The organism is Streptomyces sp. AC627_RSS907 (assembly GCF_019049165.1).
Map to the genome: position 1 here is coordinate 150,013 of NZ_JAGMUE010000034.1, position 24,175 is coordinate 174,187.

The following is a 24,175-nucleotide window of genomic DNA, read 5'->3' on the forward strand; positions in this document are numbered from 1 at the left end:
CGCGCCGTCCGTGAGCTGCGCGTGCGGGGCACGCAGCCGGCTGCGGACGGTGAGGTTGCCCTGCCCGGGTGGCGTACGAGATGCGGACGGCCACGTGGCAGGGCAGTCCGCCGGGGATGCGGGCGGCGAGGGAGCGCAGGTCGGTGACGCCGGGCACCAGACGCCGCGGCTCGCCGTCGGACACGCACGCGTATCGGACACGCGCGCGTAGGCGTCCCACCGGCCCTCGGGCAGGGCGACGCTGCTGGGCAGTGCCGCGCGCGGCCGGCCCTCGGCGCCCGGGGCGAGCGGCAGGAAGACCTCGTCGTCCGCGGCGCGGCGGCGCAGTACCAGGAGGGCCGCCGCGGTGTCCCCGTGCGCGGCGAGTCGAAGGTCGGGCCGGCCCGCGGAGTCACCGATGCAGTCGGCGCGCAGCGGGGCGGCCGGTGCGGGCGGGGGCGTCATGCGGTTGCGGTTCCTCCCCGGGTGTCTCCTCGTCCGGTCAGCCCCGAAACAGCGCCTTCTGGTCGTCCGTGCCGGATGGCGGCGTGATCACGACCGCCGGGGCGGCGGAGGCACCGGCCCGGCCCGCCCTTCCGGACCGGTTTCGGCAGCCCTCGGCGCACACCCTTTTCAGCCACCCACTTCATTCGCTGATTTCCTGATTTGTCGACCAACCGACGGGGCGACCCGTGCCCCGCCCGACCGAGGCAACACCCTTGCTCCTCACGGCACTTGGCGGCTGCCGGAGGATTCCGGCGGACGACGGGGCGTACGCGCCGGATGGTTCGATTCGGTTGGCCGCGGGGCGTGACTCCCGCCACAGATCGCCCGTTGTCTTCTGCATGAGCCGGGGACCCACCCGGACCACGGGCCGGGAGCCAACCGGTCCGGCCGCGCACCGCATCCCGAGGGAGCCACCCGTGCCGCGCATGCTCGACCTCAGCGACGACGTACGCGCCGAGATCGGCGACGAAGAAGCCGACCGCCTGCTCGCCGGGGTGTCCGCCCCGGGCACCTACGACTGCACGTCCTGCCGCACGCCGGGCGACTGCGAGCAGGAGCGCACCAGCACCGTTCTCTTCGTCGGCGAGGAGACCGCCGTCCTCGCCTTCGCCCACGCCGGCTGTCTGCCCTCGCAGGTCGTCAAGGTCACCGAGGAGCAGCTCCAGGGCGCGGTGCGGTCCATCAGCGCCGACAACGCCCGCCCCCCGGAGCCCGCGAGGGCCGCACCCGCACAGGCCGTGCTCGGCGTCACCAGCGGACTGGTCCTGATCGCCGGGGAGCTGCGCCCGGCGCTCGTGGTGGAACCGACCGCCCCCATCGCGCGGCCCGGCACGGCCGGCGCCGGCGACGACTTCCTGCCGCTGCTCATCGAGCAGGGCTTCCTGCCCGTCACCGCGTTGTCCGCCCCGCCGGCCGTACTGCACGGCTGGTCGGTGCTGCTCGCGACGGGGCAGCTGCACGCGGTGCTCCAGCCGGGCGGGGAGGGCGGCCGGCCGGTGGCCTGGTGGCAGGCGCACCAGCCCCTCCAGGTGACCGAGGCCTGGCGCACGGCGGCCGGCAAGTACCAGCAGGTACTGCTCTACGCGGCGCCCGTCGGGACGATCGGGCGGCAGCCGCGCGAGGACCTGCTGCGGGACGCACTGGACAAGGCGGCGGCGAACGGGCAACTGGTCGCGGCGACGCTCCCGCTCGCGGGGACCTGAGCGCCGTCGGTGCACGGCCGCAACCGCCGCCGCCCGGGCCGCATCCCTTCCACCCCGGGGTCGTTTGGACATACGTGCACGCATACGACGCCTTCCACCGCCACGGCGGCCCCTCGGCCACGCCGATCTACGACGCGCTCTACGCCGAGTACGTCAGGTCCTTCCGATCGCTGCCGGGCGATCGCAGCGGCGAGGAGGAGCTGGGGTTCACCGCCTTCAGGAGCATCCCGCGCGGCAGAGGCGCCCACAGCGCCTACAGCGCGGGCGCCCGCCTCGGCCAGCAGTCGGTGTGGCAGCGCGTCCCGGCCGCACTGCCACCGGCCCCGCGCTCGGGTTCCTGACCGTCGTCCGAGCGACGAGAGAGGGCGACCCCGGCCGGGGTCGCCCTCTCTCGTCGCTCGGACCGCTACTTCTTCTTCGCGCCGCGCTTCTCCCGCACCCGCACCGAGATGTGGATCGGCGTGCCCTCGAAGCCGAACTCCTCGCGCAGCCGGCGCTCGATGAAGCGCCGGTAGCCCGCCTCGATGAAGCCGGAGGCGAAGAGCACGAACCGCGGGGGCTTGGTGCCCGCCTGCGTACCGAAGAGGATGCGCGGCTGCTTGCCGCCCCGCACCGGGTGCGGGTGGGCGGCGACCAGTTCGCCGAGGAAGGCGTTCAGCCGGCCCGTCGGAACGCGGGTCTCCCAACCGGCCAGGGCCGTCTCGATCGCGGGGACCAGCTTCTCCATGTGGCGCCCGGTCTGCGCCGAGACGTTGACCCGGGGTGCCCACGCCACCTGGCCGAGCTCGGTCTCGATCTCCCGCTCCAGGTAGTAGCGGCGCTCCTCGTCGAGCGTGTCCCACTTGTTGTAGGCGACGACGATCGCGCGTCCCGCCTCGACGGCCATGGTGACGATCCGCTGGTCCTGCACCGAGATCGACTCGGAGGCGTCGATGAGGACGACGGCGACCTCCGCCTTCTCGACGGCGGCGGCGGTGCGCAGCGAGGCGTAGTAGTCGGCGCCCTGCTGGAGGTGGACGCGCTTGCGGATGCCCGCGGTGTCGACGAACTTCCAGGTCACCCCGCCCAGTTCGATCAGCTCGTCGACCGGGTCGCGGGTGGTGCCGGCCAGTTCGTTGACGACGACCCGCTCCTCGCCCGCCACCTTGTTGAGCAGGGAGGACTTGCCGACGTTCGGGCGGCCGATCAGGGCGATGCGGCGCGGGCCGCCGACGGCGGTGCCGAAGGTCTGGGCCGGGGCCTCGGGCAGCGCCTCCAGGACCCGGTCCAGCATGTCGCCGGTGCCGCGGCCGTGCAGCGCGGAGACCGGGTGCGGTTCGCCCAGCCCCAGCGACCACAGATAGGCGGCGTCGGCCTCGCCGCTCGGCCCGTCCACCTTGTTGGCGCACAGCACGACGGGCTTGCCGGCCTTGCGCAGCAGCCGTACGACGGCCTCGTCGGTGTCGGTGGCGCCGACCTTGGCGTCCACGACGAAGACGACCGCGTCGGCCGCCTCGATCGCGTACTCGGCCTGCGCGGCCACGGAGGCGTCGATGCCGAGGACGTCCTGCTCCCAGCCGCCGGTGTCGACGACCTTGAAGCGGCGGCCGGCCCATTCGGCCTCGTAGGTGACGCGGTCGCGGGTGACGCCGGGCTTGTCCTCGACGACCGCCTCACGGCGGCCGATGATGCGGTTCACCAGGGTCGACTTGCCGACATTGGGGCGGCCGACGACCGCGAGGACGGGCAGCGGGCCGTGCCCGGCCGCCTCGATCGCGCCCTCGACGTCCTCGAGGTCGAAGCCCTCTTCCGCGGCGAGCTCCATGAACTGCGCGTATTCGGCGTCGCCAAGCGCCCCGTGGTCGTGCTCCTCGCCCGAACCCTCGGAGTGGATGTCGTCGTTCATGAAGTCCGTACCTCGTTCATCGTGGTGGTCGGTGGACCACCCCTGTACCGGGTGATCCACTACTCAAGTGTCGCAGGGCCCGCCTCGGGTCTCCCCACGGCGAGCGTGCCTGCCGGGCGTCGCGACGCCGCGGGACGGCCCGAGGCAGACCCTAGCGGCCGGTGAGCCGCCTGGCGTTCTCCAGGTGCGCGGTGAGCTGCTTCTGGATGCGTTCGGTGGCCTCGTCCAGGGCCCTGCGGGTCCGCCGTCCGCTGCCGTCGCCCGCCTCGAACGGGTCGCCGAAGACGACGTCGACGCGGGAGCGCAGCGGGGGCAGCCCCTTTATCAACCGTCCGGGCCGGTCGGAACTTCCCAGCACCGCGACGGGGACGATCGGTGCGCCGCTGCGCACCGCGAAGTAGGCGAGCCCGGCACGCAGCGAGGCGAAGTCGCCCTCGCCCCGGGTGCCCTCCGGGAAGATGCCCAGCACGCCGCCGTTCTGCAGCACTCCCAGCGCGCGGGCGATGGCCGTGCGGTCGGTGGAGTGGCGGTCCACCTCGAGCTGGCCGATGCCGGTCAGGAACCGTCCGAGCGGCCCGACGAACGCCTCCTTCTTGATCAGGAAGTGTGTCGGCCGCGGCGCCACACCCATGACCATGGGGCCGTCGATGTTGTGCGAGTGGTTGACAGCGTAGATCACCGGACCGGTGGCGGGCACCCGCCAGGAACCGAGCACACGCGGCTTCCACAGCCCGTACATCAGGCCGACGCCGATGCGCCGCCCGACCTCGGCGCCCTTCTCGGAGGGGACGGAGGGTGAGGTCACTTACCCGCCCGCTTCTCCTCGACGAGGGTGACGACGCACTCGATGACCTGCGCGAGGGTGAGGTCAGTGGTGTCCACCTCGACCGCGTCGTCCGCCTTGGCCAGCGGCGAGGTCTTGCGGCTGGAGTCGGCCGCGTCCCGCTTGATCAGGGCCTCGCGCGTGACGTTGACGTCGGCGCCCTTGAGCTCGCCGTTGCGGCGGGCCGCGCGGGCCTCCGCCGAGGCGGTGAGGAAGATCTTCAGGTCGGCGTCCGGCAGCACGGTGGTGCCGATGTCGCGGCCCTCGACGACGATGCCGAGCGGGGCGGCGGCGGCGATGGTGCGCTGCAGCTCGGTGATCCGGGTGCGCACCTCGGGAACGGCGCTGACCGCGCTGACCTTGGAGGTGACCTCCTGGGTGCGGATCGGGCCGGCCACGTCCACGCCGTCGACCGTGATGGTCGGGTTCGCCGGGTCGGTGCCGGAGAGGATCTCGGGCTTGCCGGCCGCGGCGGCGACGGCGTGCGGGTCGGCTATGTCGATGCCGTTGGTCACCATCCACCACGTGATCGCCCGGTACTGGGCGCCGGTGTCCAGGTAGCTCAGGCCGAGCTGCGCGGCGACGGCCTTCGACGTGCTCGACTTGCCCGTGCCGGAGGGGCCGTCGATGGCGACAATCACGGCCGGGGCGGTCGGGGCGGCGCCGTTTTCCACGAGGGGACACCTTCCTGGTGCGGTGCGGTGAGCGGTGTGCGGGACGCGGACACGTCCCACGCGGGATGTGTCCGGCCATTTCCGTCGTCCGCCCGGAGGGCGGGCCCTTCGGCGTCCGGTGCGTGCGGCCGCGAGGCGCCACCGCGCCCTCGTGGCGGAGCCACGTGAGTGTCCGGCGACACGGCGAGCGTGCGTGCCAGGCGCCGCAGGGCAGACGGGAATGGTCGGACAGGTCCTAGGTTACTGGCTCTGCGGGACCCCTCCGACAGGCGCCCGGAGCGGGCGATCACTGCCGGAGCGCCCAGCCCCGCTCCTTGAGGGCCGCCGTCAGCGCGGGAGCGGTCTTCGGCTCGACCATCAGCTGCACCAGACCGGCCTGCTGACCGGTCGCGTGCTCGATCCGTACGTCCTCGATGTTGACCCCGGCCCGTCCCGCGTCGGCGAAGATGCGGGCGAGCTGGCCGGGCTGGTCGTCGATGAGGACGGCCACGGTCTCGTAGACCCGCGGGGCCGAGCCGTGCTTGCCCGGGACCCGCACCTGTCCGGCGTTGCCGCGCCGCAGCACCTCGGCGATCCCGGCGCCTCCCTCGCGGCGCTTGTCCTCGTCGGAGGACTGCAGGGCGCGCAGGGCCCGTACCGTCTCCTCCAGGTCGGCGGCGACGTCGGTGAGCAGGTCGGCGACCGGTCCCGGGTTCGCGGAGAGGATGTCGATCCACATCCCGGGGTCGGAGGCGGCGATCCGGGTCACGTCGCGGATGCCCTGCCCGCACAGCCGTACGGCGGCCTCCTCGGCGTGCTCCAGGCGCGCGGCGACCATGTTCGAGACCAGGTGGGGCATGTGGGAGACGAGGGCGACGGCGCGGTCGTGGGCGTCGGCGTCCATCACCACCGGCACCGCGCGGCAGTGCGAGACCAGCTCCAGGGCGAGGTTCAGCACCTCGGTGTCGGTGTCCCGGGTCGGGGTCAGCACCCAGGGGCGGCCCTCGAAGAGGTCGCCCGTGGCGGCCAGCGGGCCGGACTTCTCACGGCCCGACATGGGGTGCGTGCCGATGTACGCCGACAGGTCGAGCCCCCGCGCCTCCAGCTCGCGCCGGGGACCGCCCTTGACGCTGGCCACGTCGACGTACCCGCGGGCGGCGCCGCGTCCCATGGCGTCGGCGAGCACGTCGGCCACCAGGGCGGGCGGGGCGGCGACGATCACGAGGTCGACCGGGCCCTGTGGGGCCTCGTCGGTGCCGGCGCCCAGGGCGGCGGCCGTACGGGCCTGCTCGGGGTCGTGGTCGGCGAGGTGGACGGTGACGCCCCGCTGGGTGAGGGCGAGGGCGGCGGAGGTGCCGATGAGGCCGGTGCCGATGACGAGTGCGGTTCTCACTGGGCGATGTCCTTGCGCAGGGCCGCGGCGGCGCCGAGGTAGACGTGGGCGATCTCGGCGCGGGGCCGTTCGGACTCGACGTGGGCGAGGACGCGCACGACGCGGGGCATGGCCCCCTCGACGTCCAGCTCCTGGGCGCAGATCAGCGGGACGTCCGTGATGCCGAGCCCCCGGGCCGCGGCGGCCGGGAAGTCGCTGTGCAGGTCGGGCGTGGCCGTGAACCAGATGCTGATGAGGTCGTCACCGGTGAGGCCGTTGCGCTCCAGGACGGCCGTCAGCAGGGCCGCGACCTGCTCGTCCATGTGCCCGGCCTCGTCCCGCTCCAGTTGGACGGCGCCCCGGACCGCTCGTACCGCCACGGCGATGCTCCTCGCAGACGTTGTGCCGGCGTGCGTGCCGGCTCTTGGTCCGTCCAGCGTAGTCAGCCCGCGTGGGACCGGTGTGCGGCGCCCGCCTCCTGAGACACTGGCCGCTGCCGGTATCTCCTTTTCGTGCCCTGCTGGGAGTGACCCCATGAACCACAGCCCGACGCGCCGTACGGCCCTCCTCTCGACGGGCGCGGCCGCGCTCGCCGTCGGCTGCGGCGGTGGCGGCGACAGCCGCGACGGCGGCCACGACGGCGGCGAGCGCGGCGGTGACGGCGCCTCCTCGGAGGTCGCGACCGCCCCCGGGCCGAAACTGGCGTCGACGCACGACATCCCGGTGGGCGGCGGCAGGGTCTTCGCGGACGAGAAGGTCGTGGTGACCCAGCCGGAGCAGGGCGACTTCAAGGCCTTCTCGGCGGTCTGTCCCCACCAGGGCTGCATCGTGTCGGACGTGCGCGACGGCGTCATCGACTGCGCCTGCCACAACAGCCGGTTCAGCGTCACCGACGGGTCGGTGGAGCAGGGACCGGCGACCGAACCGCTGCCCGCGAAGCGGATCACGGTGCGGGGAAATTCGGTCCACCTGGCCTGAGGTGCCCGCGTACGCTCCCCGCATGCATCCCGGGACCCTGGTACGCGACCACACGATCTACGCCTGTGTCATGGGCTCGCGCGCCTTCGGTCTGGCCACGGAGGACAGCGACACCGACCGCCGGGGTGTGTTCCTCGCGCCCACCCCGCTGTTCTGGCGATTCGAGAAACCGCCGACGCACGTGGAGGGCCCGGCGCAGGAGCAGTTCAGCTGGGAGCTCGAGCGCTTCTGCGAGCTGGCTCTGCGCGGCAACCCGAACATCCTGGAGTGCCTGCACTCCCCGCTCGTGGAGCACGCCGACGACACGGGCCGCGAACTGCTCGCCCTGCGCGGGGCGTTCCTCTCCCGCCGCGCCCACGAGACGTTCTCCGGCTACGCCCTCGGCCGGCGCCGCAAGCTGGACGCCGCCGTGCGCGCGCACGGCGCCCCGCGCTGGAAACACGCCATGCACCTGCTGCGGCTGCTGACCAGCGCCCGCGACCTGCTGCGCACGGGCACGCTCACCATCGACGTCGGCGACCGGCGCGAGTCGCTGCTGGCCGTGAAGCGCGGTGAGGTGCCCTGGCCGGAGGTGGTGTCCCGGATGGCCCGCCTGGCCCGGGAGGGCGAGGAGGCCGTCCGGCGCAGTCCGCTGCCCGTGGAGCCGGACCGGCGCCGCGTCGAGGACTTCCTGGTCCGCGTCCGCCACGCCTCGGCCCTCCGGACGGATCCGTTCGACGAGGTCGTGCGGGGCGTCGTGGACGGCGGGCGGGTCGGGCAGGACTGACGCGGCCCCGCGCCTCGTCCCGTACACCGTGCGGCCGCTCCAGGTCCCGGGCGCCGAGCGCGGGATCAAGCGTCCCAGAGCGCTCCCAGGGCCAGCAGGTCGGCCCGGTACTCGATGCGGTCGGCCCATGCGGCCGGCCAGGCGTCGGCGCCGAGGTACGCGCCGGCGAAGGCGCCCGCGAGGCAGGCGATGGAGTCGGAGTCGCCGGAGGTGCAGGCCGCGCGGCACAGGGCCGTCAGCGGCTCGTCGACGAAGAGCAGGAAGCAGAGCAGCCCGGCCGCCAGCGCCTCCTCGGCGATCCAGCCCTCGCCGACCGCCAGGCACGGGTCGGTCTCCGGCGAGACGGTGCGCACCGCGCCCTGGAGCCGGTCGAGTATCGCCAGGCACTCGTCCCAGCCCCGGGCGATGAAGTGCTCGGGCGTGGGGTCCTGGGCGCGGGTCCACAGGTCACCGAGCCAGCGCTCGTGGTAGCGGGTGCGGTTGTCGTAGGCGTACGACCGCAGCAGCCCGACCAGCCCGGTCGGCTCGGCTCCCCCGGCGAGCAGCCGTACGGCGTGCGCGGTGAGGTCGGAGGCGGCCAGCGCGGTCGGGTGCCCGTGGGTGAGCGCGGACTGCAACTGGGCGGCGCCCGCGCGCTGTTCGTCGCTGAGGCCGGGGGCGAGTCCTGCCGGCGCGACGCGCATGTTGGCGCCGCAGCCCTTGGAGTGGATCTGGCTGGCGTCCTGCCAGGGGCGGTCCGTCCGCTCCAGGAGACCGCAGGCCCGGAGGCAGGTGTTGCCCGGGGCCCGGTTGTTCTCCGGCGACCGGTTCCAGGCGATGAACTCCTGCCGTACGGGCCCGGCCATCCCCTCGGGCGCCAGGACACCCCGGTCCATCGCCGTCCGCAGCCCTCTCCCCAGCGCCAGCGTCATCTGCGTGTCGTCGGTGACGATCGCGGGCCGGGGCAGCTCCATCTCCCGCCACGGGCCGCACTTGGCGAGGATCGACGGGACGTCGTCGAACTCGGTGGGGAAGCCGAGCGCGTCCCCGAGGGCGAGTCCGGTGAGCGCCCCGGTGGCGGCTCGCTTGGTGACGGTGGTCCTGGTCATGCGGGGCGTCCTTCCCGAGGGTTGCGGAGCAGGGGCGGGTACAGGGTGGTGGCCGGACCCGCTCGGTACAGCGCGGCCGGCTTGCCACGGCCACCGGTCAGGCGGGCGGCGCCCGGGACCGGTTCGACGAAGCCGGGGGTGGCGAGGACCTTGCGGCGGAAGTTGGGCCGGTCCAGGTCCGTGCCCCAGACGGTCTCGTAGACCTGTCGCAGCTCGCCGAGCGTGAACTCGGCCGGGCAGAAGGCGGTGGCCAGGCAGGTGTACTCCAGCTTGGCGCCCACCCTTTCCCGGGCGTCGGCCAGGATCCGGTCGTGGTCGAAGGCGAGGCCTCCTGCCTTCTCGTACGGCACCCAGCGGGCCTCGGCCGCATCGGTGCCGGCGTGCGGTTCGGGAGGGTCCGGCAGCAGCGCGGCGAACGCGACGGACACGACGCGCATCCGGGGGTCGCGGCCGGGCTCGCTGTAGGTGCGCAGCTGCTCCAGGTGCAGCCCGGTCACGTCGGACAGGCCGGTCTCCTCGGCCAGCTCCCTGCGGGCCGCCGCCTCCGCCGACTCGGCCGGCCGCAGGAAGCCGCCGGGCAGCGCCCAGCGCCCGGCGTACGGCTCCTGGCCCCGCTCGACGAGCAGCACGTGCAGCGCGCCCGCGCGGAGCGTGAGGACGGCGAGGTCGACGGTGACGGCGAAGGGCTCGAACGCGTACTTGTCGTAGCCGTGCACGACCGGCCACCCCCTTAATAGTCACTCAGACTATAAAAGGGGGTGGCCGGTCGTTACAAGCCTCCGCGGCGGCCGGCTAGAGCTCGACCTCCTGCATCAGCATCCCGACCTCCGTGTTGGAGAGCCTGCGCAGCCAGCCCGACTTCTGGTCGCCCAGGGTGATCGGGCCGAAGGCGGTGCGCACCAGCTTGTCGACGGGGAAGCCCGCCTCCGCCAGCATCCGGCGGACGATGTGCTTGCGGCCCTCGTGGAGGGTGACCTCGACGAGGTAGTTCTTGCCGGTCTGCTCCACGACCCGGAAGTGGTCCGCGCGCGCGTACCCGTCCTCCAGCTGGATGCCGTCCTTCAGGCGCTTGCCGAGGTCGCGCGGGATCGGGCCCACGATGTGCGCGAGGTAGGTCTTCTTCACCCCGTAGCGCGGGTGGGTCAGGCGGTGCGCCAGCTCGCCGTGGTTGGTGAGCAGGATCACGCCCTCCGTCTCGGTGTCGAGCCGGCCGACGTGGAAGAGGCGGGTCTCCCGGTTGGTGACGTAGTCACCGAGGCACTGGCGCCCCTCGGGGTCCTCCATGGTGGAGACCACACCGGCGGGCTTGTTGAGCGAGAAGAACTGGTACGACTGGGTCGCGACGGTCAGGCCGTCGACCTTGACCTCGTCCTTCTCCGGGTCGACCCGCTTGCCCTGCTCGAGGACGATCTCGCCGTTGACCTCGACGCGCGCCTGCTCGATCAGCTCCTCGCAGGCACGCCGGGAGCCGTAGCCCGCGCGCGCGAGGACCTTCTGCAGCCGCTCGCCCTCCTGCTCGGCGCCCGGGAAGGTCTTGGGCAGCTTGACGTCCTTCTTGCCCGCGTACCGCTCCCGGTTGCGCTCCTCGGCCCGCGTCTCGTACTCGCGCGACGTGGCCGGGGCGCTGCGGCCCCGCTGCTGGGGCCTCTTCGGGCCGCCCTTGGCGCCGCCGCGCGCCGAGGGTCCGCGGCCCGACTTCGGGCCGTCCTGCGTGGCGCCGGGGCCCACGTCGTAGCGCCGCTCCTCGGGGCGCGGCTTCTTCGGACGACCGCCCTGCCTGTCGTCGCGGTTGTTACCGGCGCCGCGGTGGTTACCGCGGCCACCGCTGCTCCCGCCGCGGCCGCCGCTGTTGCCACCACGGCTCCCGCCGTTGTTTCCGCTGCTGTTCCTGCCGCTGCTGCTTCGCATCAAAGTTCCGTCTTGTCGTCTGCGTCCTCGGAATCCGGGGCGTCCGGATCGAACGACGGGACCCCTTCCATTGTCTCGGCCTCGATCGCCGCCGCCTCCGGGAGGAAGGGCGCGAGCTCCGGGAGCTCGTCCAGACCGCGCAGGCCCATCCGCTCCAGGAAGTAGGTCGTCGTCACATACAGGATCGCACCTGTTTCGGGTTCCGTGCCCGCCTCCTCCACCAGACCCCGCTGCAGGAGGGTGCGCATCACGCCGTCGCAGTTCACGCCCCGCACCGCCGAGACGCGGCTGCGGCTGACCGGCTGGCGGTAGGCGACCACCGCGAGGGTCTCCAGCGCGGCCTGGGTGAGGCGGGCGTGCTGGCCGTCCAGGACGAAGCCCTCGACGGCCGCGGCGTACTCGGGGCGGGTGTAGAAGCGCCAGCCTCCCGCGATCAGGCGCAGCTCGAAGCCACGGCCCTGGACGGTGTACTCGTCGGCCAGCTCGCGCAGCGCGTCCGCGATCTGCCGCCGCGGCCGCTGGAGTATCCGGGCGAGGTGCTCCTCGGTCGCGGGCTCGTCCACGACCATGAGGACGGCTTCGAGGGCGGGCTTGAGGTCGAGGCCGGCGACGGCACCCGGCCCGCCCGGAGCCCGTGGGGTCTCGTCACTCATGCCTTCTGCTCCTCCTCGGGTTCCTCGGGCGGCCGGTCGAACTCGTCCGTCACCACCGGCCCCGCGTCCCCGTCCCCGCCGGTCCAGCGGACCAGCAGGTCACCGAGCGCCGTCTCCTGGTCCAGCGCGACGGCCTTCTCGCGGTAGAGCTCCAGCAGGGCCAGGAAACGGGCGACGACGGTCAGCGTGTCCTCGGTGTCCTCGACCAGCACCCGGAAACTGGCCTCGCCCAGCTCCCTCAGCCGGGCGACGACGATGCCCGCCTGCTCCTGCACACTGACCAGGGGGGCGTGGATGTGCTCGACGTAGACCTGCGGCTTGGGCCTGGGCTGCATCGCCTTCACGGCGAGCCTGGCGAGGCCCTCCGGCCCGATGCTGATGACGACGTCGGGCAGCAGCGCGGCGTGGTGGGGTTCCAGGCCGACGGTCCGGGGGTGGCGGCGCACCTCGGCTTCGAGCCGGTCGCTGAAGATCTCGGCGATCCGCTTGTACGCACGGTACTGGAGCAGCCGCGCGAACAGCAGGTCCCGGGCCTCCAGCAGCGCCAGGTCGGCCTCGTCCTCCACCTCGGCGGCGGGCAGCAGCCGGGCCGCCTTCAGGTCGAGCAGCGTCGCCGCCACGACCAGGAACTCGGTCGTCTCGTCGAGGTCCCAGTCCGGTCCCATGGCCCTGATGTGCGCCATGAACTCGTCGGTCACCTTGGACAGGGCGACCTCGGTGACGTCCATCTTGTGCTTGGAGATCAACTGGAGGAGCAGGTCGAAGGGGCCCTCGAAGTTCGCGAGCCGCACCTTGAAGACACCGTCGCCCGGCCCGTCCGCCGGGTCCTCGGTCCCGGCCCCCGGCGCCGAGGGCGCGCTCCCCGCCCGCGCGTCGCGCCCGTCCACCGCCCCGCCGGGCCCCGGAGCGCCCGGCGACAGGGCCTCCCGACCCACGGAACCGTACGCCGCCCCGTCACCGGCCTCCGACGCGACGTCGGGCGCCTGCGACGCGGTACCTGCGCTCGGCCCCGGGCTCGCCTGGGCACCCGCCACGCCGCGCGGCCCGGTCTCCCGGGGGGCCCACCCCGTATCCGGCACCGATTCCGCTGCCGAAGGGGTCGTTCCGCTCGGCGGCGAGGCCGCCGGGACCGTGACGTCCGGTGGCGTCCCGGGCGTCGTCGGCCCGACCGCGGGCCCGTGGGGCCCGGCGGACGGTGTCTCGTCGGGCACCTCGGGCGCGTCCGACGCGTCGGAGACCGGCGCCTCCGGCGGAGCCACCCGCGCCCCCGGCCCCCTCCCCAGCGCACGGCGACGGCCGGCGCGGGCGCCGGGGCGGGGAGCGTCGTTCGAGGTCATGGCCCCCGCAGGCTACCGCTACCGCCCGCGCAGCCGACGTACGAGGATGCTGGCATCCCCCCGGGTCTCCAGGTCGGCGAGGACCACGGCGACCGCCTCGCGGACGATGCGGCCGCGGTCGACGGCCAGTCCGTGCTCGCCCCGGAGCACCAGGCGGGCGTGCTCCAGGTCCATGAGCTCCTCGGCGGAGACGTACACGGTGATCTTCTCGTCGTGGCGCTCGCGCCCGCTGGGGCGGCGTGCGGCGGCCCGGCCGCGCTTGCGGGGCTGGGCGGCGGCGGAGTCCTCCTGCGCGGTCGTACCCGGCCCTGAACCCCGTGCGGAGCGCTCCGCGCCCCGGCTGCGCGGCTCGCCCGCCGAGCCGGGTTCCGCGTCCGCCGCGGTGTGCTCGGCGCCCCCGCCGTCACCACCCTGCGCGGGCACGGACTGCGGCGTGTCCTCGGCGGCCGCCTGGTCGCTCTCCCCCGCCGGCGCCGGCACCCGGGCTTCGCCGCCCGCCGGTCGCCGCGGGGTGGACGCCTGGAGCGCCGTTCCCCCTGTCGTGCGGAAGAGTTCGTCGGCCCCCGGCAGACTCACTCGGCGTGACACCGGGCGAGCACCTCCCTGGCGAGCTGGCGGTAGGCGGCGGCACCGACGGAGTTGGACGCGTACGTGGTGATCGGCTCACCGGCGACCGTGGTCTCCGGGAAGCGGACCGTGCGCCCGATGACCGTGTGGTAGACGTGGTCGTCGAACGCCTCGACGACCCGCGCGAGCACCTCACGGCTGTGCACGGTGCGCGAGTCGTACATCGTGGCGAGGATGCCGTCGAGCTCCAGGTCGGGGTTGAGCCGCTCCTGGACCTTCTCGATGGTCTCGGTCAGCAGCGCCACACCGCGCAGCGCGAAGAACTCGCACTCCAGCGGCACGATCACCTTGTGCGCGGCGGTCAGGGCGTTGACCGTGAGCAGGCCGAGCGAGGGCTGGCAGTCGATCACGATGTAGTCGTAGTCGTCCATCAGCGGCTTCAGCGCCCGCTGGAGGGTGGACTCGCGCGCGACCTCGCTCACCAGCTGCACCTCGGCCGCCGACAGGTCGATGTTGCTGGGCAGCAGGTCCATGTTGGGGACCGCCGTCTTCAGCAGCACCTCGTCGGCCGCCATGCCCCGCTCCATGAGCAGGTTGTAGACGGTGAGGTCGAGCTCCATCGGGTTGACGCCGAGACCGACCGACAGCGCGCCCTGCGGGTCGAAGTCGACGAGCAGCACCCGGCGCCCGTACTCGGCGAGCGCGGCACCCAGGTTGATGGTCGACGTGGTCTTGCCGACGCCGCCCTTCTGGTTGCACATCGCGATGATCTTCGCGGGGCCGTGATCGGTCAGCGGTCCCGGGATCGGGAAGTACGGCAGCGGGCGTCCGGTCGGACCGATGCGCTCACGGCGCTGGCGGGCCGCGTCGGGCGCGAGCGTGGCGGCGTACTCGGGATCCGGTTCGTACTCCGCGTCCGGGTCGTAGAAGTGCCCCTCGGGCAGTTCGTCGTAGTCGGCGAAGTGGTTGCGGGGCGCGCCACTTCCGTCGCCGGCCATGGCGTTCACGTGTTGGCCATCCATACTCATGTGTGCTGTCTGAGTTGCCTGCGGACTCTGGTGGGCGGCTGCGAAGGTGCGTACAGCGACGGAGCCGACAGCCTCGAGACGCCCGGGGCCGTGGGCCCGTGCAGGCATTCCTGGTTGACCACCCCCGGGAGTAAATGTCGACTCATTCACAAGTCGTCTTACCTCCTTGGTGACCAGGAAACTTCTAGACAGGTCAGCGTGGCACCATGCCGACGTTCGGCGACTCTATGGCGTGTCGGCCGTCCGCAGCAACACAATCCGCCGGACCCGGCCCGATGTGTCGGCAATGAAACATCCCCCTGTCAAGGGCGTACGGCCGTCGCACAGCAGGTTTCACCGGTGCGCGAATCGGTTGAAGCGTTACGTTCGAGGCGAGTTGGCCGAGAATCGCAAAGTGACCATACACACACCCGGCCGGACCTTGTCGGGCAAGGTCCGGCCGGGCGTGTGGGGTTGACGGTGCCTGTTGACGTATCGCCTTTGCCGGTCGATGACTTAACCGACTTACCGGCCGGCGACGGCCGTCACGGGCCGCCGCCGCGGCTCAGGCGAGCAGCGAGGCCGGCTCGACGTGCTCCAGGCCGTGCGCTTCGGCGACCTCCCGGTAGACGACCTTGCCGTCATGGGTGTTGAGGCCCTTGGCCAGCGCGGGGTCGCGGCGCAGCGCCTCGACCCAGCCGCGGTTCGCCAGCTCCACGATGTACGGCAGCGTGGCGTTGGTCAGCGCGTAGGTGGAGGTGTTCGGCACCGCGCCGGGCATGTTGGCGACGCAGTAGAAGACCGAGTTGTGGACCGGGAAGGTCGGCTCGGCGTGCGTGGTCGGGTGGGAGTCCTCGAAGCAGCCGCCCTGGTCGATCGCGATGTCGACAAGGACACTGCCGGGCTTCATCCGGGACACCAGCTCGTTGCTGACCAGCTTCGGGGCCTTGGCACCCGGGATCAGGACGGCGCCGATGACGAGGTCGGCGTCCAGGCAGGCCTTCTCCAGCTCGAACGCGTTGGAGACGACGGTCTGGATCCTGGTGCCGAAGATCTTGTCGGCTTCCTTGAGCTTGTTGATGTCCTTGTCGAGCAGGGTCACGTGGAAGCCCAGGCCGATGGCGATCTGCGCGGCGTTCCAGCCGGAGACGCCGCCGCCGATGACGACGGCCTTGCCGGCCAGCACGCCGGGGACGCCGCCGGGCAGCACACCGCGGCCACCGTTGGCCGCCATCAGGTGGTAGGCGCCGACCTGCGGGGCCAGCCGGCCCGCGACCTCGGACATCGGGGCGAGCAGCGGCAGGGCGCGGTTCGGCAGCTCGACCGTCTCGTAGGCGATCGCGGTGGTGCCGGACTCGATGAGCGCGTCCGTGCACTCCTTGGAGGCGGCCAGGTGCAGGTAGGTGAAGAGCGTCTGGTCCTTGCGCAGGCGGTGGTACTCCTCCGCGACGGGCTCCTTGACCTTCAGCAGCAGGTCGGCGGTGGCCCAGACCTCGTCCGCGGTGTCGAGTATCCGCGCGCCCGCGGCGACGTACTCGTCGTCGGGGATCGAGGAGCCGACACCGGCGTCGCGCTCGATGACGACCTGGTGACCGTGGCGCACCAGCTCGTGCACGCCGGCGGGGGTGATGGCCACCCGGAACTCGTTGTTCTTGACCTCGCGGGGAATGCCGACCTTCACGTGGATCACGGTCCTTGGCTCAGTGGATGGGGATGTTACGGCTATGACAAGGCATACCCGCCCAGGGGCGGGCACACCGGGAGAGACCGCAAGAACGTGCGGCAGAGCCAGTCTAATGAAGGTGTTCCCGCTGTCCAGCCTTTCAAAGCATCAATCTGCAGAGGATGCGCTGCGGATTTCGCAGGCATCGGTGGACTCTTCCCTCAGCATCTGATCAGCAACGCTCCGCTGCAGGCCGGCCGCCGTGGGATCGCCCAGGCGGTCGAGGGTGTCGGCCAGCCGCAGATGCAGCGCGGCCTGGAGCCGGACGTCCTGCGCCCGGCGGGCCCACTCGACGGCCTCCTGGCAGGTGCGCAGCGACTCCTCGGGGCGTCCGGCGTACTCCTGGACGCGGGCCAGTTCGCTCAACGCCCGTGCGTGGGCGGCCACATCACCGGCCTTGCGGTATCCGGCGACCGCCGCGCGCCAGCCCCGCAGCGCCTCCCCGTAGCGGCCGGCGTAGGTGTGGGCGGTGGCGATGCGGCCGTAGACCCGGGCGGCGTCGGCGCGCTCGTCCCGGGCGAGCCGCTGGGCGAGGGCCCGGCCGAACCAGTCGGCGGCCCGGTCGTAGTCCCCGAGCTCCAGGTGTGCGCCGCCTACGGATTCCATCGCGCGGGCGGTCGCGTACGGGTCGTTCGCCTCGCGTCCGGCGTCCAGCGCGGCCCGGTAGCGCACCAGCGCCTCGGCGGTGCGGCCGGTGCGGGCGTCCAGGTCGGCGAGGTTCAGCAGGGCCGCCGCCTTCTCCCGGGGCAGCTCGCGCCGCTCCGCCACGTCGAGGACGAGGCGGTGGATGCCGTACAGGTCGGCGGCCGCCGCCTGGGTGCCGAAGTGGGCCACCATGGCCCGTACCAGCTGGGACATCAGTCTCCGGGCGAGGGTGTCCAGCTCCCCGTCGGCGACCGCGAGGCGGGCCGCGGCCAGCAGGGCGGGGCGGCGGACGCGCAGCCAGTCGGCGGCGGCCCTCGGATGGGGGAAGCGCAGGGCACGCGGCATGCCGAGGAGCTTCTCGCGGGCCTGCGTGCTGTCGGTCTCGGTGACCGCGCGGCAGGACTGGAGCAGCCGCACCGTCCGCTCCAGCATGCGGGCGCGGGCGAGCTGGAGCTCGGCGGGCCGTTCGTGGGTCTCGGCGAGGTCCCTCAGCTGGGCGTGCAGGCAGCCGGGGACCTCGTACTCGGGCAGCGGGGAGTCGACCGCGCGCAGCACGCCGAGGGCGACGAAGTCGTCCAGGGTGGCGCGGGCGCCGTTCACCGAACAGCCGGCGAGCGCGGAGGCGGTGTGCGGGTCGACCAGGCCGGCCGGGGCGAGGGAGAGCAGACGCAGGGTCCGGGCGGCGGGGCCGGGCAGCGAGGCGTGCGCGAGGCGGAGGACCCGGCTGAGCGCGGTGCCCTCGGCGCCCTCGGTGCGCATCTGCTTGACGAGGTCGGCGACGGCGGCCTGGGGACGGGCCTCGAGCCAGCCGCCGGCCAGGGTCAGGGCCGCGGGCTGGGCCTGGCAGGCCTCGACCAGGTGCTCGGCGGCCCGGGGGTCGACGGTGATGCGGACCGGGCCGGTGTGCCGGGACAGCAGTTCCACGGCCGACGTGGTGTCGAGTCCCCCCAGCGTGCACGGGCGGACGTCCGCGATGCCGGTCAGCGGGCCCTCGGCGACCGCGACGACCAGGCAGTCCGGGGCGTCCGGCAGCAGGGCGTCGACCTGCTCGGCGTCGGCGGCGTCGTCGAGCAGGAGGAGGGCCCGGCGGTCGGCGAGGGCGGTGCGCAGGGCCTCGGTGAGGTCGTCCTCGCCGGCCCCCGGCGGCGCGGTGCGGCCCAGCTCGGTGAGCAGTTCCCGGGCGAGGCGTGCGACGGGCACGCGGGTGCCGTCCGGTTCGCTCAGCCGGGCCCGCAGCACGCCGTCGGGGTAACGGCCGGCGACCTGGGCGGCCAGTTCCTCGGCGAGTGCGGTGCGACCGGAACCGGGCCGGCCCGCGATGAGCAGGACGCGCGCGCGGGGGGCCTTGCGGCCGGAGAGGGTGTCCAGGCCGGCGCGCTCGATGTCGGCGCGCAGCTCCTTCAACTCCCGGGTGCGGCCCAGGAACCGACTCTCCTCAGCAGGGTCGTCCGTCAGCCGTACGCCGTCCGTGTCCACCGCCTGATATGTCACGGGCCACACTCCCGATCCCACCGCACACCGGCACCCGCCGGAACCCCGTTCGGGCGTTTCCCGAGCCTAGTTCACGCTCTGCTACGTTCCCGGCGGAGCGCGGCGGGCACATCCCTCGATCGGATCAACCGATCGTCACACTGCACAGGGTTCCGGGTGGGATCAGGCCTCGAAGGGACGCGCCGGCCACGGCGCCTGTGCCGGGCGGAGCGCGTCGAGCCCGTCGCCCTGCCGGGCCGCCACCAGCGAGAGCACCCCCACGACCAGGCAGTTGTTGTGCAGATCACCCGCGAGCACGCCCCGGACCAGGTCCCCGACGGGCACCCGCGCGAGTTCCATGTCGGCCTCCTCGTCCTCGACCTCGAAGCGGTCGCCGTCGACCTCGGACAGATTCCGGGCGAGGAAGATCCGCACGGCCTCGTCACAGCCGCCGGGGGTGGTGTAGACGTCGGTCAGCACCCGCCAGTCCTCGGCCTTGACGTGCGCCTCCTCGTACAGCTCGCGCTGCGCGGCGTGCAGCGGGTTCTCGCCGGGGACGTCGAGCAGACCGGCAGGGATCTCCCACAGCTTCTCGCGCACGGGGTGGCGGTACTGGCGGATGACCAGCACCCGGTCCTCGTCGTCCAGGGCGAGGACGGCCACGGAACCGGGGTGGACCTGGTAGTCACGGGTGACCACGGAGCCGTCCGGCATGACCACGTCGTCCGTGCGGACGGAGGTCTTCTTGCCCCGGAAGGGGGTCTGGGTACCCCGGATCTCCCACTCCTCGGGGGTGTCCTTGATCGTGCTGCCCGTCATGCCTGACCTGCCCTTCCAGACGTACGCGAAAGCCGGGGCCCGCGCCGGTGAGTGCGCGCGCCCCGGCCACCGTACAACTGGTGTGCTACTTCGACGTCTTCCGCTCGACCGCGGCCTTGACCAGCCCGGCGAAGAGCGGGTGGGGGCGGGTCGGGCGCGAGCGCAGCTCCGGGTGCGCCTGCGTGGCGACCAGGTAGGGGTGAACCTCGCGCGGGTACTCGACGTACTCCACGAGCTTTCCGTCCGGGGAGGTGCCCGAGAAGACGATGCCCGCCTTCTTCTCCAGCTCCGCGCGGTAGGCGTTGTTCACCTCGTAGCGGTGGCGGTGCCGCTCCTCGATGTACTCCTTGCCGTCGTAGACCTCGCGCACGATGGAGCCCTCGGCCAGCTTGGCCGGGTACATGCCGAGCCGCATCGTGCCGCCCATGTCACCCTCACCGGCCACGATGTCCAGCTGCTCGGCCATGGTGGAGATCACCGGGTGGGCGGTGGCCGGGTCGAACTCGGTGGAGTTGGCGTCCGCGATGCCGGCCAGGTTGCGCGCGGCCTCGACCACGATGCACTGCAGGCCCAGGCACAGGCCGAGGAGCGGGATCTTGTTCTCACGGGCGTAGCGGATCGCGCCGACCTTGCCGAGCACGCCGCGGTCGCCGAAGCCGCCCGGGATGCAGATCGCGTCGACGTCGCCGAGCTGCGCCTTGGCGCCGGCCGGGGTCTTGCAGTCGTCGGACGTGACCCACTTGATCTTCACGCGGGCCCTGTTGGCGAAGCCGCCCGCGCGCAGCGCCTCGGTGACCGACAGGTAGGCGTCGGGCAGGTCGATGTACTTGCCGACCAGGGCCATGACGATCTCGTGCTCGGGGTTGTGGACCCGGTCGAGCAGGTCGTCCCAGGTCGACCAGTCCACGTCGCGGAACGGCAGGTCCAGCTTGCGGACGACGTAGGCGTCCAGGCCCTCGGCGTGCACGACCTTGGGGATGTCGTAGATCGAGCGGGCGTCGGGGCAGGCCACCACGGCGGCCTCGTCGACGTCGCACATCAGGGAGATCTTGCGCTTGATCGCGGTCGGCACCTCGCGGTCGCAGCGCAGCACGATCGCGTCCGGCTGGATACCGATGTTGCGCAGCGCCGCGACCGAGTGCTGGGTCGGCTTGGTCTTCAGCTCACCCGAGGGGCCGATGTACGGCAGGAGTGAGATGTGCACCACGAAGACGTTGTCGCGGCCGACCTCGTGCCGGACCTGACGGACGGTCTCCAGGAACGGCAGCGACTCGATGTCGCCGACCGTGCCGCCGACCTCGGTGATCACGACGTCCACCTCGTCCGTCGCCATGCGGCGGATGCGGTGCTTGATTTCGTTGGTGATGTGCGGGATGACCTGCACGGTGTCACCCAGGTACTCGCCGCGCCGCTCCTTGGCGATCACCGTCGAGTAGACCTGGCCTGTAGTGACATTGGCGGAGCCGTCCAGGTCACGGTCGAGGAAACGCTCGTAGTGTCCGATGTCCAGGTCGGTCTCGGCGCCGTCGTTGGTGACGAAGACCTCACCGTGCTGGAAGGGGTTCATCGTGCCAGGGTCGACATTGAGGTACGGGTCGAGCTTCTGCATCACGACGCGCAGACCCCGTGCCTTGAGCAGCATGCCGAGGCTGGAGGCGGTCAGCCCCTTGCCGAGTGAGGAGGCGACACCCCCGGTGACGAAGATGTGCTTGGTCGTCGAGGCTGTGCTGTTTCGGAAAACAGAGGGCGGCATGGCCAAGAGGGGGCTCCCGTGGTCGCGGTCTGGGGTGCGGTGCGTTCGTCGTCCGACCCGGTCGTCCCGGGTTCTCGTCGGCGGCGCCGTCGCTGCGGTTCCGGGGTTTGTCTCCCACCGGTCCACGGGCTACCAGCGTATCAGCGCCTCGGGGCGATGGCTTCCGAGCACCCTCCGCGCTCGGTCGATCACGCGAGCACGGGGCTCACCGTTTCCTCACCCGACGCTCACCCGTTCGGCGCACCCATGTTGTCCGGAGCGGCACACAGATCACCGGAGCGGCACACAGATCATCTGCATGCGTCGTATCCTGCTCGGACGTTCGCTGCCGAGCCCGCCCGGCGACACGGCACCACCCCCGTCCGTCAGCGCCGGAACAACGAGAGCTCGTCAGTTCGTTGAGCAAGAATTGCCGATTGGGGCGCAGCGTTCGGCTTCACGGCCGGACGACTGTTTTGCCTCATGGCTCAACGACGCATGACACTTGTCTGATCCCCCTTGACCGCACTAGCGACCGCCCCCACGCGGGGTGACGTGGCCGTTCGACTGGAGTTGCACGTGGCCGGGCGCATCGAAGACTACGCACTCATCGGAGACATGCAGACCGCTGCCCTGGTCTGCCGGGACGGCACAGTCGACTGGCTGTGCCTGCCCCGCTTCGACTCGCATGCCATCTTCGCCGGTCTGCTGGGCACCGGGGAACACGGCTTCTGGCGGATCGGACCCGCTTACGCGCCCGGCGCCGAGCCGCCCACCGCGGCCCGCCGGACCTACCGCGGCGACTCGCTGATCCTGGAGTCCGAGTGGGACACGCCGCGCGGCACGGTCCGGGTGATCGACTTCATGCCGCCGCGCGACGGCGCGCCGCAGCTGATCCGGATCGTGGAGGGCGTCTCCGGCCGGGTGCCGATGCGCTCGGAGCTGCGGATGCGGTTTAGCTACGGCCGGGTGGTCCCCTGGGTGCACAAGCAGGAGGGACGCACGGTGGCCGTCGCCGGCCCCGACTCCGTGTGGTTCGACACGGAGGCCGAGACCTACGGCAAGGCGCTCACCACGTACGCGGACTTCACGGTCGCTCCGGGTGACCGGATCGCGTTCACCATCTCGTGGGAGCCCTCGCACAAGGAGCCGCCGGGGCTGCCGGAGCCGGAGCAGTCGCTGGAGGCGACGGAGCACTTCTGGCGCGAATGGGTCGAGCACTGCACGTACCACGGCCCCTACCGGGAGGCCGTGGTCCGCTCCCTGATCACGCTGAAGGCCCTGACGTACGCCCCCACCGGCGGCATCGTCGCCGCGCCCACCACCTCCCTGCCGGAGGACATCGGCGGTGTGCGCAACTGGGACTACCGCTACACCTGGCTGCGCGACGCGGCGATCACCCTGTCCTCGCTGCTGCGCACCGGTTACCGCGAAGAGGCCCGCGCCTGGCGCGAGTGGCTGCTGCGCGCGGTCGCCGGCGACCCGGAGAACCTGCAGATCATGTACGGCATCGCCGGCGAGCGCGAGCTCGGCGAGGCGGAGCTGGACTGGCTGCCCGGCTACGAGAACTCCTCGCCGGTCCGGGTCGGCAACGGTGCCGCGCACCAGCTCCAGCTGGACGTGTACGGCGAGGTGACCGAGGCCCTGCACCTGGGCCACATGACGGGACTGGCCCGCAGCGACTACGCCTCGGTGCTCCAGCTCAAGCTGATCCGCTATCTGGAGGACCACTGGCAGGAGCCGGACGAGGGCATCTGGGAGGTGCGCGGTCCGCGCCGCCACTTCGTGCACTCCAAGGTGATGGCCTGGGTCGCCGTCGACCGCACCATCAAGCTGATCGAGTCCGGCGACGCCGACGGCCCGCTGGAGCGCTGGAAGCAACTGCGCGACGACATCCACCGGGACGTGTGCGAGAAGGGCTACGACAAGGAACGCAACACCTTCACGCAGTCCTACGGCTCCCAGGAGCTGGACGCCTCGCTGCTGCTGATCCCGCAGATGGGCTTCCTGCCGCCGGACGACAAGCGGGTCATCGGCACCATCGAGGCGATCCAGCGCGAGCTGTCCACCTCGGACGGCTTCATCCTGCGCTACCCGACGGAGGGCGGCAGCGAGGGCGTGGACGGCCTGCCCGGCGACGAGGGCGCCTTCCTGGCCTGTTCGTTCTGGATGGCCGACGACCTGGCGATGATCGGCCGGGTGGACGAGGCGAGGAGGCTCTTCGAGAAGCTGCTGTCCCTGCGCAACGACCTCGGCCTCCTGGCGGAGGAGTGGGACCCGCGCCTCCAGCGCCAGGTCGGCAACTTCCCGCAGGCCTTCAGCCATGTGCCCCTGATCGACACGGCCCTGAGGCTGACCGCGTCGGGCGCGTACGGGGGCTAGCGCTTCGTCGGGTTCTTCCGCCGCATTCGTCGGGTTCTTCCGCCGCCCCGGCCGTCGTCGACGCGTACGGCCGGGGCGCACAGCGTCGTTCGCCGGTCGCCGGTCGCCGGTCCGGCGCGTCCCGGGGTGCCCGCCGCCCTCGGCCGAGAGGGCCGCGCGAAGCCCGCTGGGCACCGAACCCCCTGCCCGCCGCCGTGTCTCACCTGCGAGACACCGACCCGGTGCCGGCGCCGCGCGCGCAGCTCGCCGCCGAACGCCTGCCCACCGCCCCGCCGCCCGCCGAGCCGAAACCGCGCCCGGCCGGGCGCCGCGTCCTCGAGGCCGGCCCCGCCGCCCCCGGCCAGTGACCGCCGCCTCGCACGCGCGGCACGGGCCACGCGCGGCACCCGGTAGGCCAGGGCTGTCGAAGCAGCACCGGTCGGAACCGGTCGATCGCGCGGCAAAGTTGAGCATGTACCTGCCGTGAAGGTCGTAAACTCCCAGTAAAGATCAAGGACATCCGCGAGCGCCTGGAGAGACGGTCGAGCCGCCCGTGCGGCGGCGACCGCCCGGACCGCCACGCCCTCAGGACCGTCCCCCGGCCGACGCCGAGGCGTGAGTCCGGCCGGTCGACGACGATCGCCGGTGCACCTCGTCCCGTGGGCCGGCCTGGCTGAACGACCATCACATGGTAGGGAGA

At 72.5% G+C, this 24,175-nt stretch carries 22 protein-coding genes; 6 read left to right on the forward strand and 16 right to left on the reverse strand.

Annotated elements, in window-relative coordinates; genetic code table 11:
• The first annotated feature begins 902 nt into the window (after positions 1 to 902).
• Together KUM32_RS10340 and KUM32_RS10345 are read left to right on the forward strand one after the other, a co-directional pair.
• Positions 903 to 1,688, forward strand: a complete 786-nt coding sequence (locus KUM32_RS10340; protein ID WP_217141531.1) for a hypothetical protein — start codon at positions 903 to 905, stop codon at positions 1,686 to 1,688.
• A 74-nt stretch (positions 1,689 to 1,762) separates the two neighbouring features.
• Positions 1,763 to 2,029, forward strand: a complete 267-nt coding sequence (locus tag KUM32_RS10345; protein ID WP_217141532.1) for a hypothetical protein — start codon at positions 1,763 to 1,765, stop codon at positions 2,027 to 2,029.
• Between the two features lie 65 nt (positions 2,030 to 2,094).
• On the opposite strand, the gene der is transcribed toward KUM32_RS10345, so the two are convergent.
• The 5 genes from der to aroH form a co-directional block, all read right to left on the reverse strand.
• On the reverse strand, positions 2,095 to 3,573 hold the full coding sequence (der, locus tag KUM32_RS10350; RefSeq protein ID WP_217141533.1) for a ribosome biogenesis GTPase Der: 1,479 nt from the start codon (positions 3,571 to 3,573) through the stop codon (positions 2,095 to 2,097).
• 151 nt (positions 3,574 to 3,724) lie between these two features.
• Positions 3,725 to 4,312: a 1-acyl-sn-glycerol-3-phosphate acyltransferase gene (locus KUM32_RS10355; protein ID WP_254405338.1), complete on the reverse strand. Its 588-nt coding sequence runs from the start codon at positions 4,310 to 4,312 to the stop codon at positions 3,725 to 3,727.
• Between the two features lie 62 nt (positions 4,313 to 4,374).
• Positions 4,375 to 5,070, reverse strand: coding sequence for a (d)CMP kinase (gene cmk / locus KUM32_RS10360; RefSeq protein WP_217141535.1), 696 nt, complete (start codon positions 5,068 to 5,070; stop codon positions 4,375 to 4,377).
• 286 nt (positions 5,071 to 5,356) lie between these two features.
• Positions 5,357 to 6,442 carry a prephenate dehydrogenase gene (locus KUM32_RS10365; RefSeq protein WP_217141536.1) on the reverse strand — a complete coding sequence of 362 codons (1,086 nt, stop codon included), beginning with the start codon at positions 6,440 to 6,442 and terminating at the stop codon, positions 5,357 to 5,359.
• On the reverse strand, positions 6,439 to 6,801 hold the full coding sequence (aroH, locus tag KUM32_RS10370; RefSeq protein ID WP_217141537.1) for a chorismate mutase: 363 nt from the start codon (positions 6,799 to 6,801) through the stop codon (positions 6,439 to 6,441). The genes KUM32_RS10365 and aroH overlap by 4 nt, the downstream gene beginning before the upstream one ends.
• 154 nt (positions 6,802 to 6,955) lie before the next feature.
• Here aroH and KUM32_RS10375 point away from each other — a divergent pair, with 154 nt between their 5' ends.
• Together KUM32_RS10375 and KUM32_RS10380 are read left to right on the forward strand one after the other, a co-directional pair.
• Positions 6,956 to 7,399: a Rieske (2Fe-2S) protein gene (locus KUM32_RS10375; protein WP_217141538.1), complete on the forward strand. Its 444-nt coding sequence runs from the start codon at positions 6,956 to 6,958 to the stop codon at positions 7,397 to 7,399.
• Positions 7,400 to 7,421: 22 nt separating this feature from the next.
• On the forward strand, positions 7,422 to 8,165 hold the full coding sequence (locus tag KUM32_RS10380) for a DNA polymerase beta superfamily protein (RefSeq protein WP_217141539.1): 744 nt from the start codon (positions 7,422 to 7,424) through the stop codon (positions 8,163 to 8,165).
• Between the two features lie 65 nt (positions 8,166 to 8,230).
• Here the strand turns inward: KUM32_RS10380 and KUM32_RS10385 are convergent, their stop codons facing one another.
• From KUM32_RS10385 to KUM32_RS10435, 11 genes are all read right to left on the reverse strand, one after another.
• On the reverse strand, positions 8,231 to 9,253 hold the full coding sequence (locus KUM32_RS10385) for an ADP-ribosylglycohydrolase family protein (protein ID WP_217141540.1): 1,023 nt from the start codon (positions 9,251 to 9,253) through the stop codon (positions 8,231 to 8,233).
• A complete protein-coding gene (locus KUM32_RS10390; protein ID WP_217141541.1) occupies positions 9,250 to 9,969 on the reverse strand; it encodes an NUDIX domain-containing protein in 720 nt (239 codons plus the stop codon). The genes KUM32_RS10385 and KUM32_RS10390 overlap by 4 nt, the downstream gene beginning before the upstream one ends.
• A 76-nt stretch (positions 9,970 to 10,045) precedes the next feature.
• Positions 10,046 to 11,161, reverse strand: a complete 1,116-nt coding sequence (locus KUM32_RS10395) for a pseudouridine synthase (protein WP_217141542.1) — start codon at positions 11,159 to 11,161, stop codon at positions 10,046 to 10,048.
• Positions 11,161 to 11,814, reverse strand: coding sequence for an SMC-Scp complex subunit ScpB (scpB, locus tag KUM32_RS10400; protein ID WP_217141543.1), 654 nt, complete (start codon positions 11,812 to 11,814; stop codon positions 11,161 to 11,163). The genes KUM32_RS10395 and scpB overlap by 1 nt, the downstream gene beginning before the upstream one ends.
• On the reverse strand, positions 11,811 to 13,151 hold the full coding sequence (locus tag KUM32_RS10405) for a ScpA family protein (RefSeq protein ID WP_217141544.1): 1,341 nt from the start codon (positions 13,149 to 13,151) through the stop codon (positions 11,811 to 11,813). Before KUM32_RS10405 ends, scpB begins: the two co-directional genes overlap by 4 nt.
• A gap of 18 nt (positions 13,152 to 13,169) precedes the next feature.
• Entirely contained in the window at positions 13,170 to 13,739 is a 570-nt protein-coding gene (locus KUM32_RS10410; protein ID WP_308408630.1) for a hypothetical protein, read from the reverse strand.
• Positions 13,724 to 14,854, reverse strand: coding sequence for a ParA family protein (locus KUM32_RS10415; protein ID WP_189230385.1), 1,131 nt, complete (start codon positions 14,852 to 14,854; stop codon positions 13,724 to 13,726). Before KUM32_RS10415 ends, KUM32_RS10410 begins: the two co-directional genes overlap by 16 nt.
• Before the next feature lie 436 nt (positions 14,855 to 15,290).
• Positions 15,291 to 16,415, reverse strand: coding sequence for an alanine dehydrogenase (gene ald / locus KUM32_RS10420; RefSeq protein ID WP_217141545.1), 1,125 nt, complete (start codon positions 16,413 to 16,415; stop codon positions 15,291 to 15,293).
• Between the two features lie 141 nt (positions 16,416 to 16,556).
• The gene (locus KUM32_RS10425; RefSeq protein WP_217141546.1) at positions 16,557 to 18,584 is read right to left on the reverse strand and encodes a tetratricopeptide repeat protein; all 2,028 of its coding nucleotides are present in this window, start codon (positions 18,582 to 18,584) and stop codon (positions 16,557 to 16,559) included.
• Positions 18,585 to 18,746: 162 nt separating this feature from the next.
• Positions 18,747 to 19,382, reverse strand: coding sequence for an NUDIX hydrolase (locus KUM32_RS10430; RefSeq protein ID WP_217141547.1), 636 nt, complete (start codon positions 19,380 to 19,382; stop codon positions 18,747 to 18,749).
• Between the two features lie 85 nt (positions 19,383 to 19,467).
• The gene (locus KUM32_RS10435) at positions 19,468 to 21,135 is read right to left on the reverse strand and encodes a CTP synthase (protein WP_217141548.1); all 1,668 of its coding nucleotides are present in this window, start codon (positions 21,133 to 21,135) and stop codon (positions 19,468 to 19,470) included.
• A 558-nt stretch (positions 21,136 to 21,693) separates the two neighbouring features.
• On the opposite strand from KUM32_RS10435, the gene KUM32_RS10440 reads away from it, so the two are divergent.
• Positions 21,694 to 23,496 (forward strand): glycoside hydrolase family 15 protein, encoded by a 1,803-nt coding sequence (locus KUM32_RS10440; RefSeq protein ID WP_217141571.1) that lies wholly within the window; start codon positions 21,694 to 21,696, stop codon positions 23,494 to 23,496.
• A 194-nt stretch (positions 23,497 to 23,690) separates the two neighbouring features.
• Positions 23,691 to 23,843: a hypothetical protein gene (locus tag KUM32_RS10445; RefSeq protein WP_217141549.1), complete on the forward strand. Its 153-nt coding sequence runs from the start codon at positions 23,691 to 23,693 to the stop codon at positions 23,841 to 23,843.
• The last annotated feature ends 332 nt before the right edge of the window (positions 23,844 to 24,175 follow it).

Coding starts and splice junctions, on each gene's coding strand:
- KUM32_RS10395 (WP_217141542.1), bottom strand. CDS start 11,161: ATGCGAAGCAGCAGCGGCAGGAACAGCAGCGGAAACAACGGCGGGAGC.
- KUM32_RS10355 (WP_254405338.1), bottom strand. CDS start 4,312: ATGTACGGGCTGTGGAAGCCGCGTGTGCTCGGTTCCTGGCGGGTGCCC.
- KUM32_RS10380 (WP_217141539.1), top strand. CDS start 7,422: ATGCATCCCGGGACCCTGGTACGCGACCACACGATCTACGCCTGTGTC.
- KUM32_RS10405 (WP_217141544.1), bottom strand. CDS start 13,151: ATGACCTCGAACGACGCTCCCCGCCCCGGCGCCCGCGCCGGCCGTCGC.
- scpB (WP_217141543.1), bottom strand. CDS start 11,814: ATGAGTGACGAGACCCCACGGGCTCCGGGCGGGCCGGGTGCCGTCGCC.
- KUM32_RS10435 (WP_217141548.1), bottom strand. CDS start 21,135: ATGCCGCCCTCTGTTTTCCGAAACAGCACAGCCTCGACGACCAAGCAC.
- KUM32_RS10385 (WP_217141540.1), bottom strand. CDS start 9,253: ATGACCAGGACCACCGTCACCAAGCGAGCCGCCACCGGGGCGCTCACC.
- KUM32_RS10375 (WP_217141538.1), top strand. CDS start 6,956: ATGAACCACAGCCCGACGCGCCGTACGGCCCTCCTCTCGACGGGCGCG.
- KUM32_RS10415 (WP_189230385.1), bottom strand. CDS start 14,854: ATGCCTGCACGGGCCCACGGCCCCGGGCGTCTCGAGGCTGTCGGCTCC.
- KUM32_RS10430 (WP_217141547.1), bottom strand. CDS start 19,382: ATGACGGGCAGCACGATCAAGGACACCCCCGAGGAGTGGGAGATCCGG.
- der (WP_217141533.1), bottom strand. CDS start 3,573: ATGAACGACGACATCCACTCCGAGGGTTCGGGCGAGGAGCACGACCAC.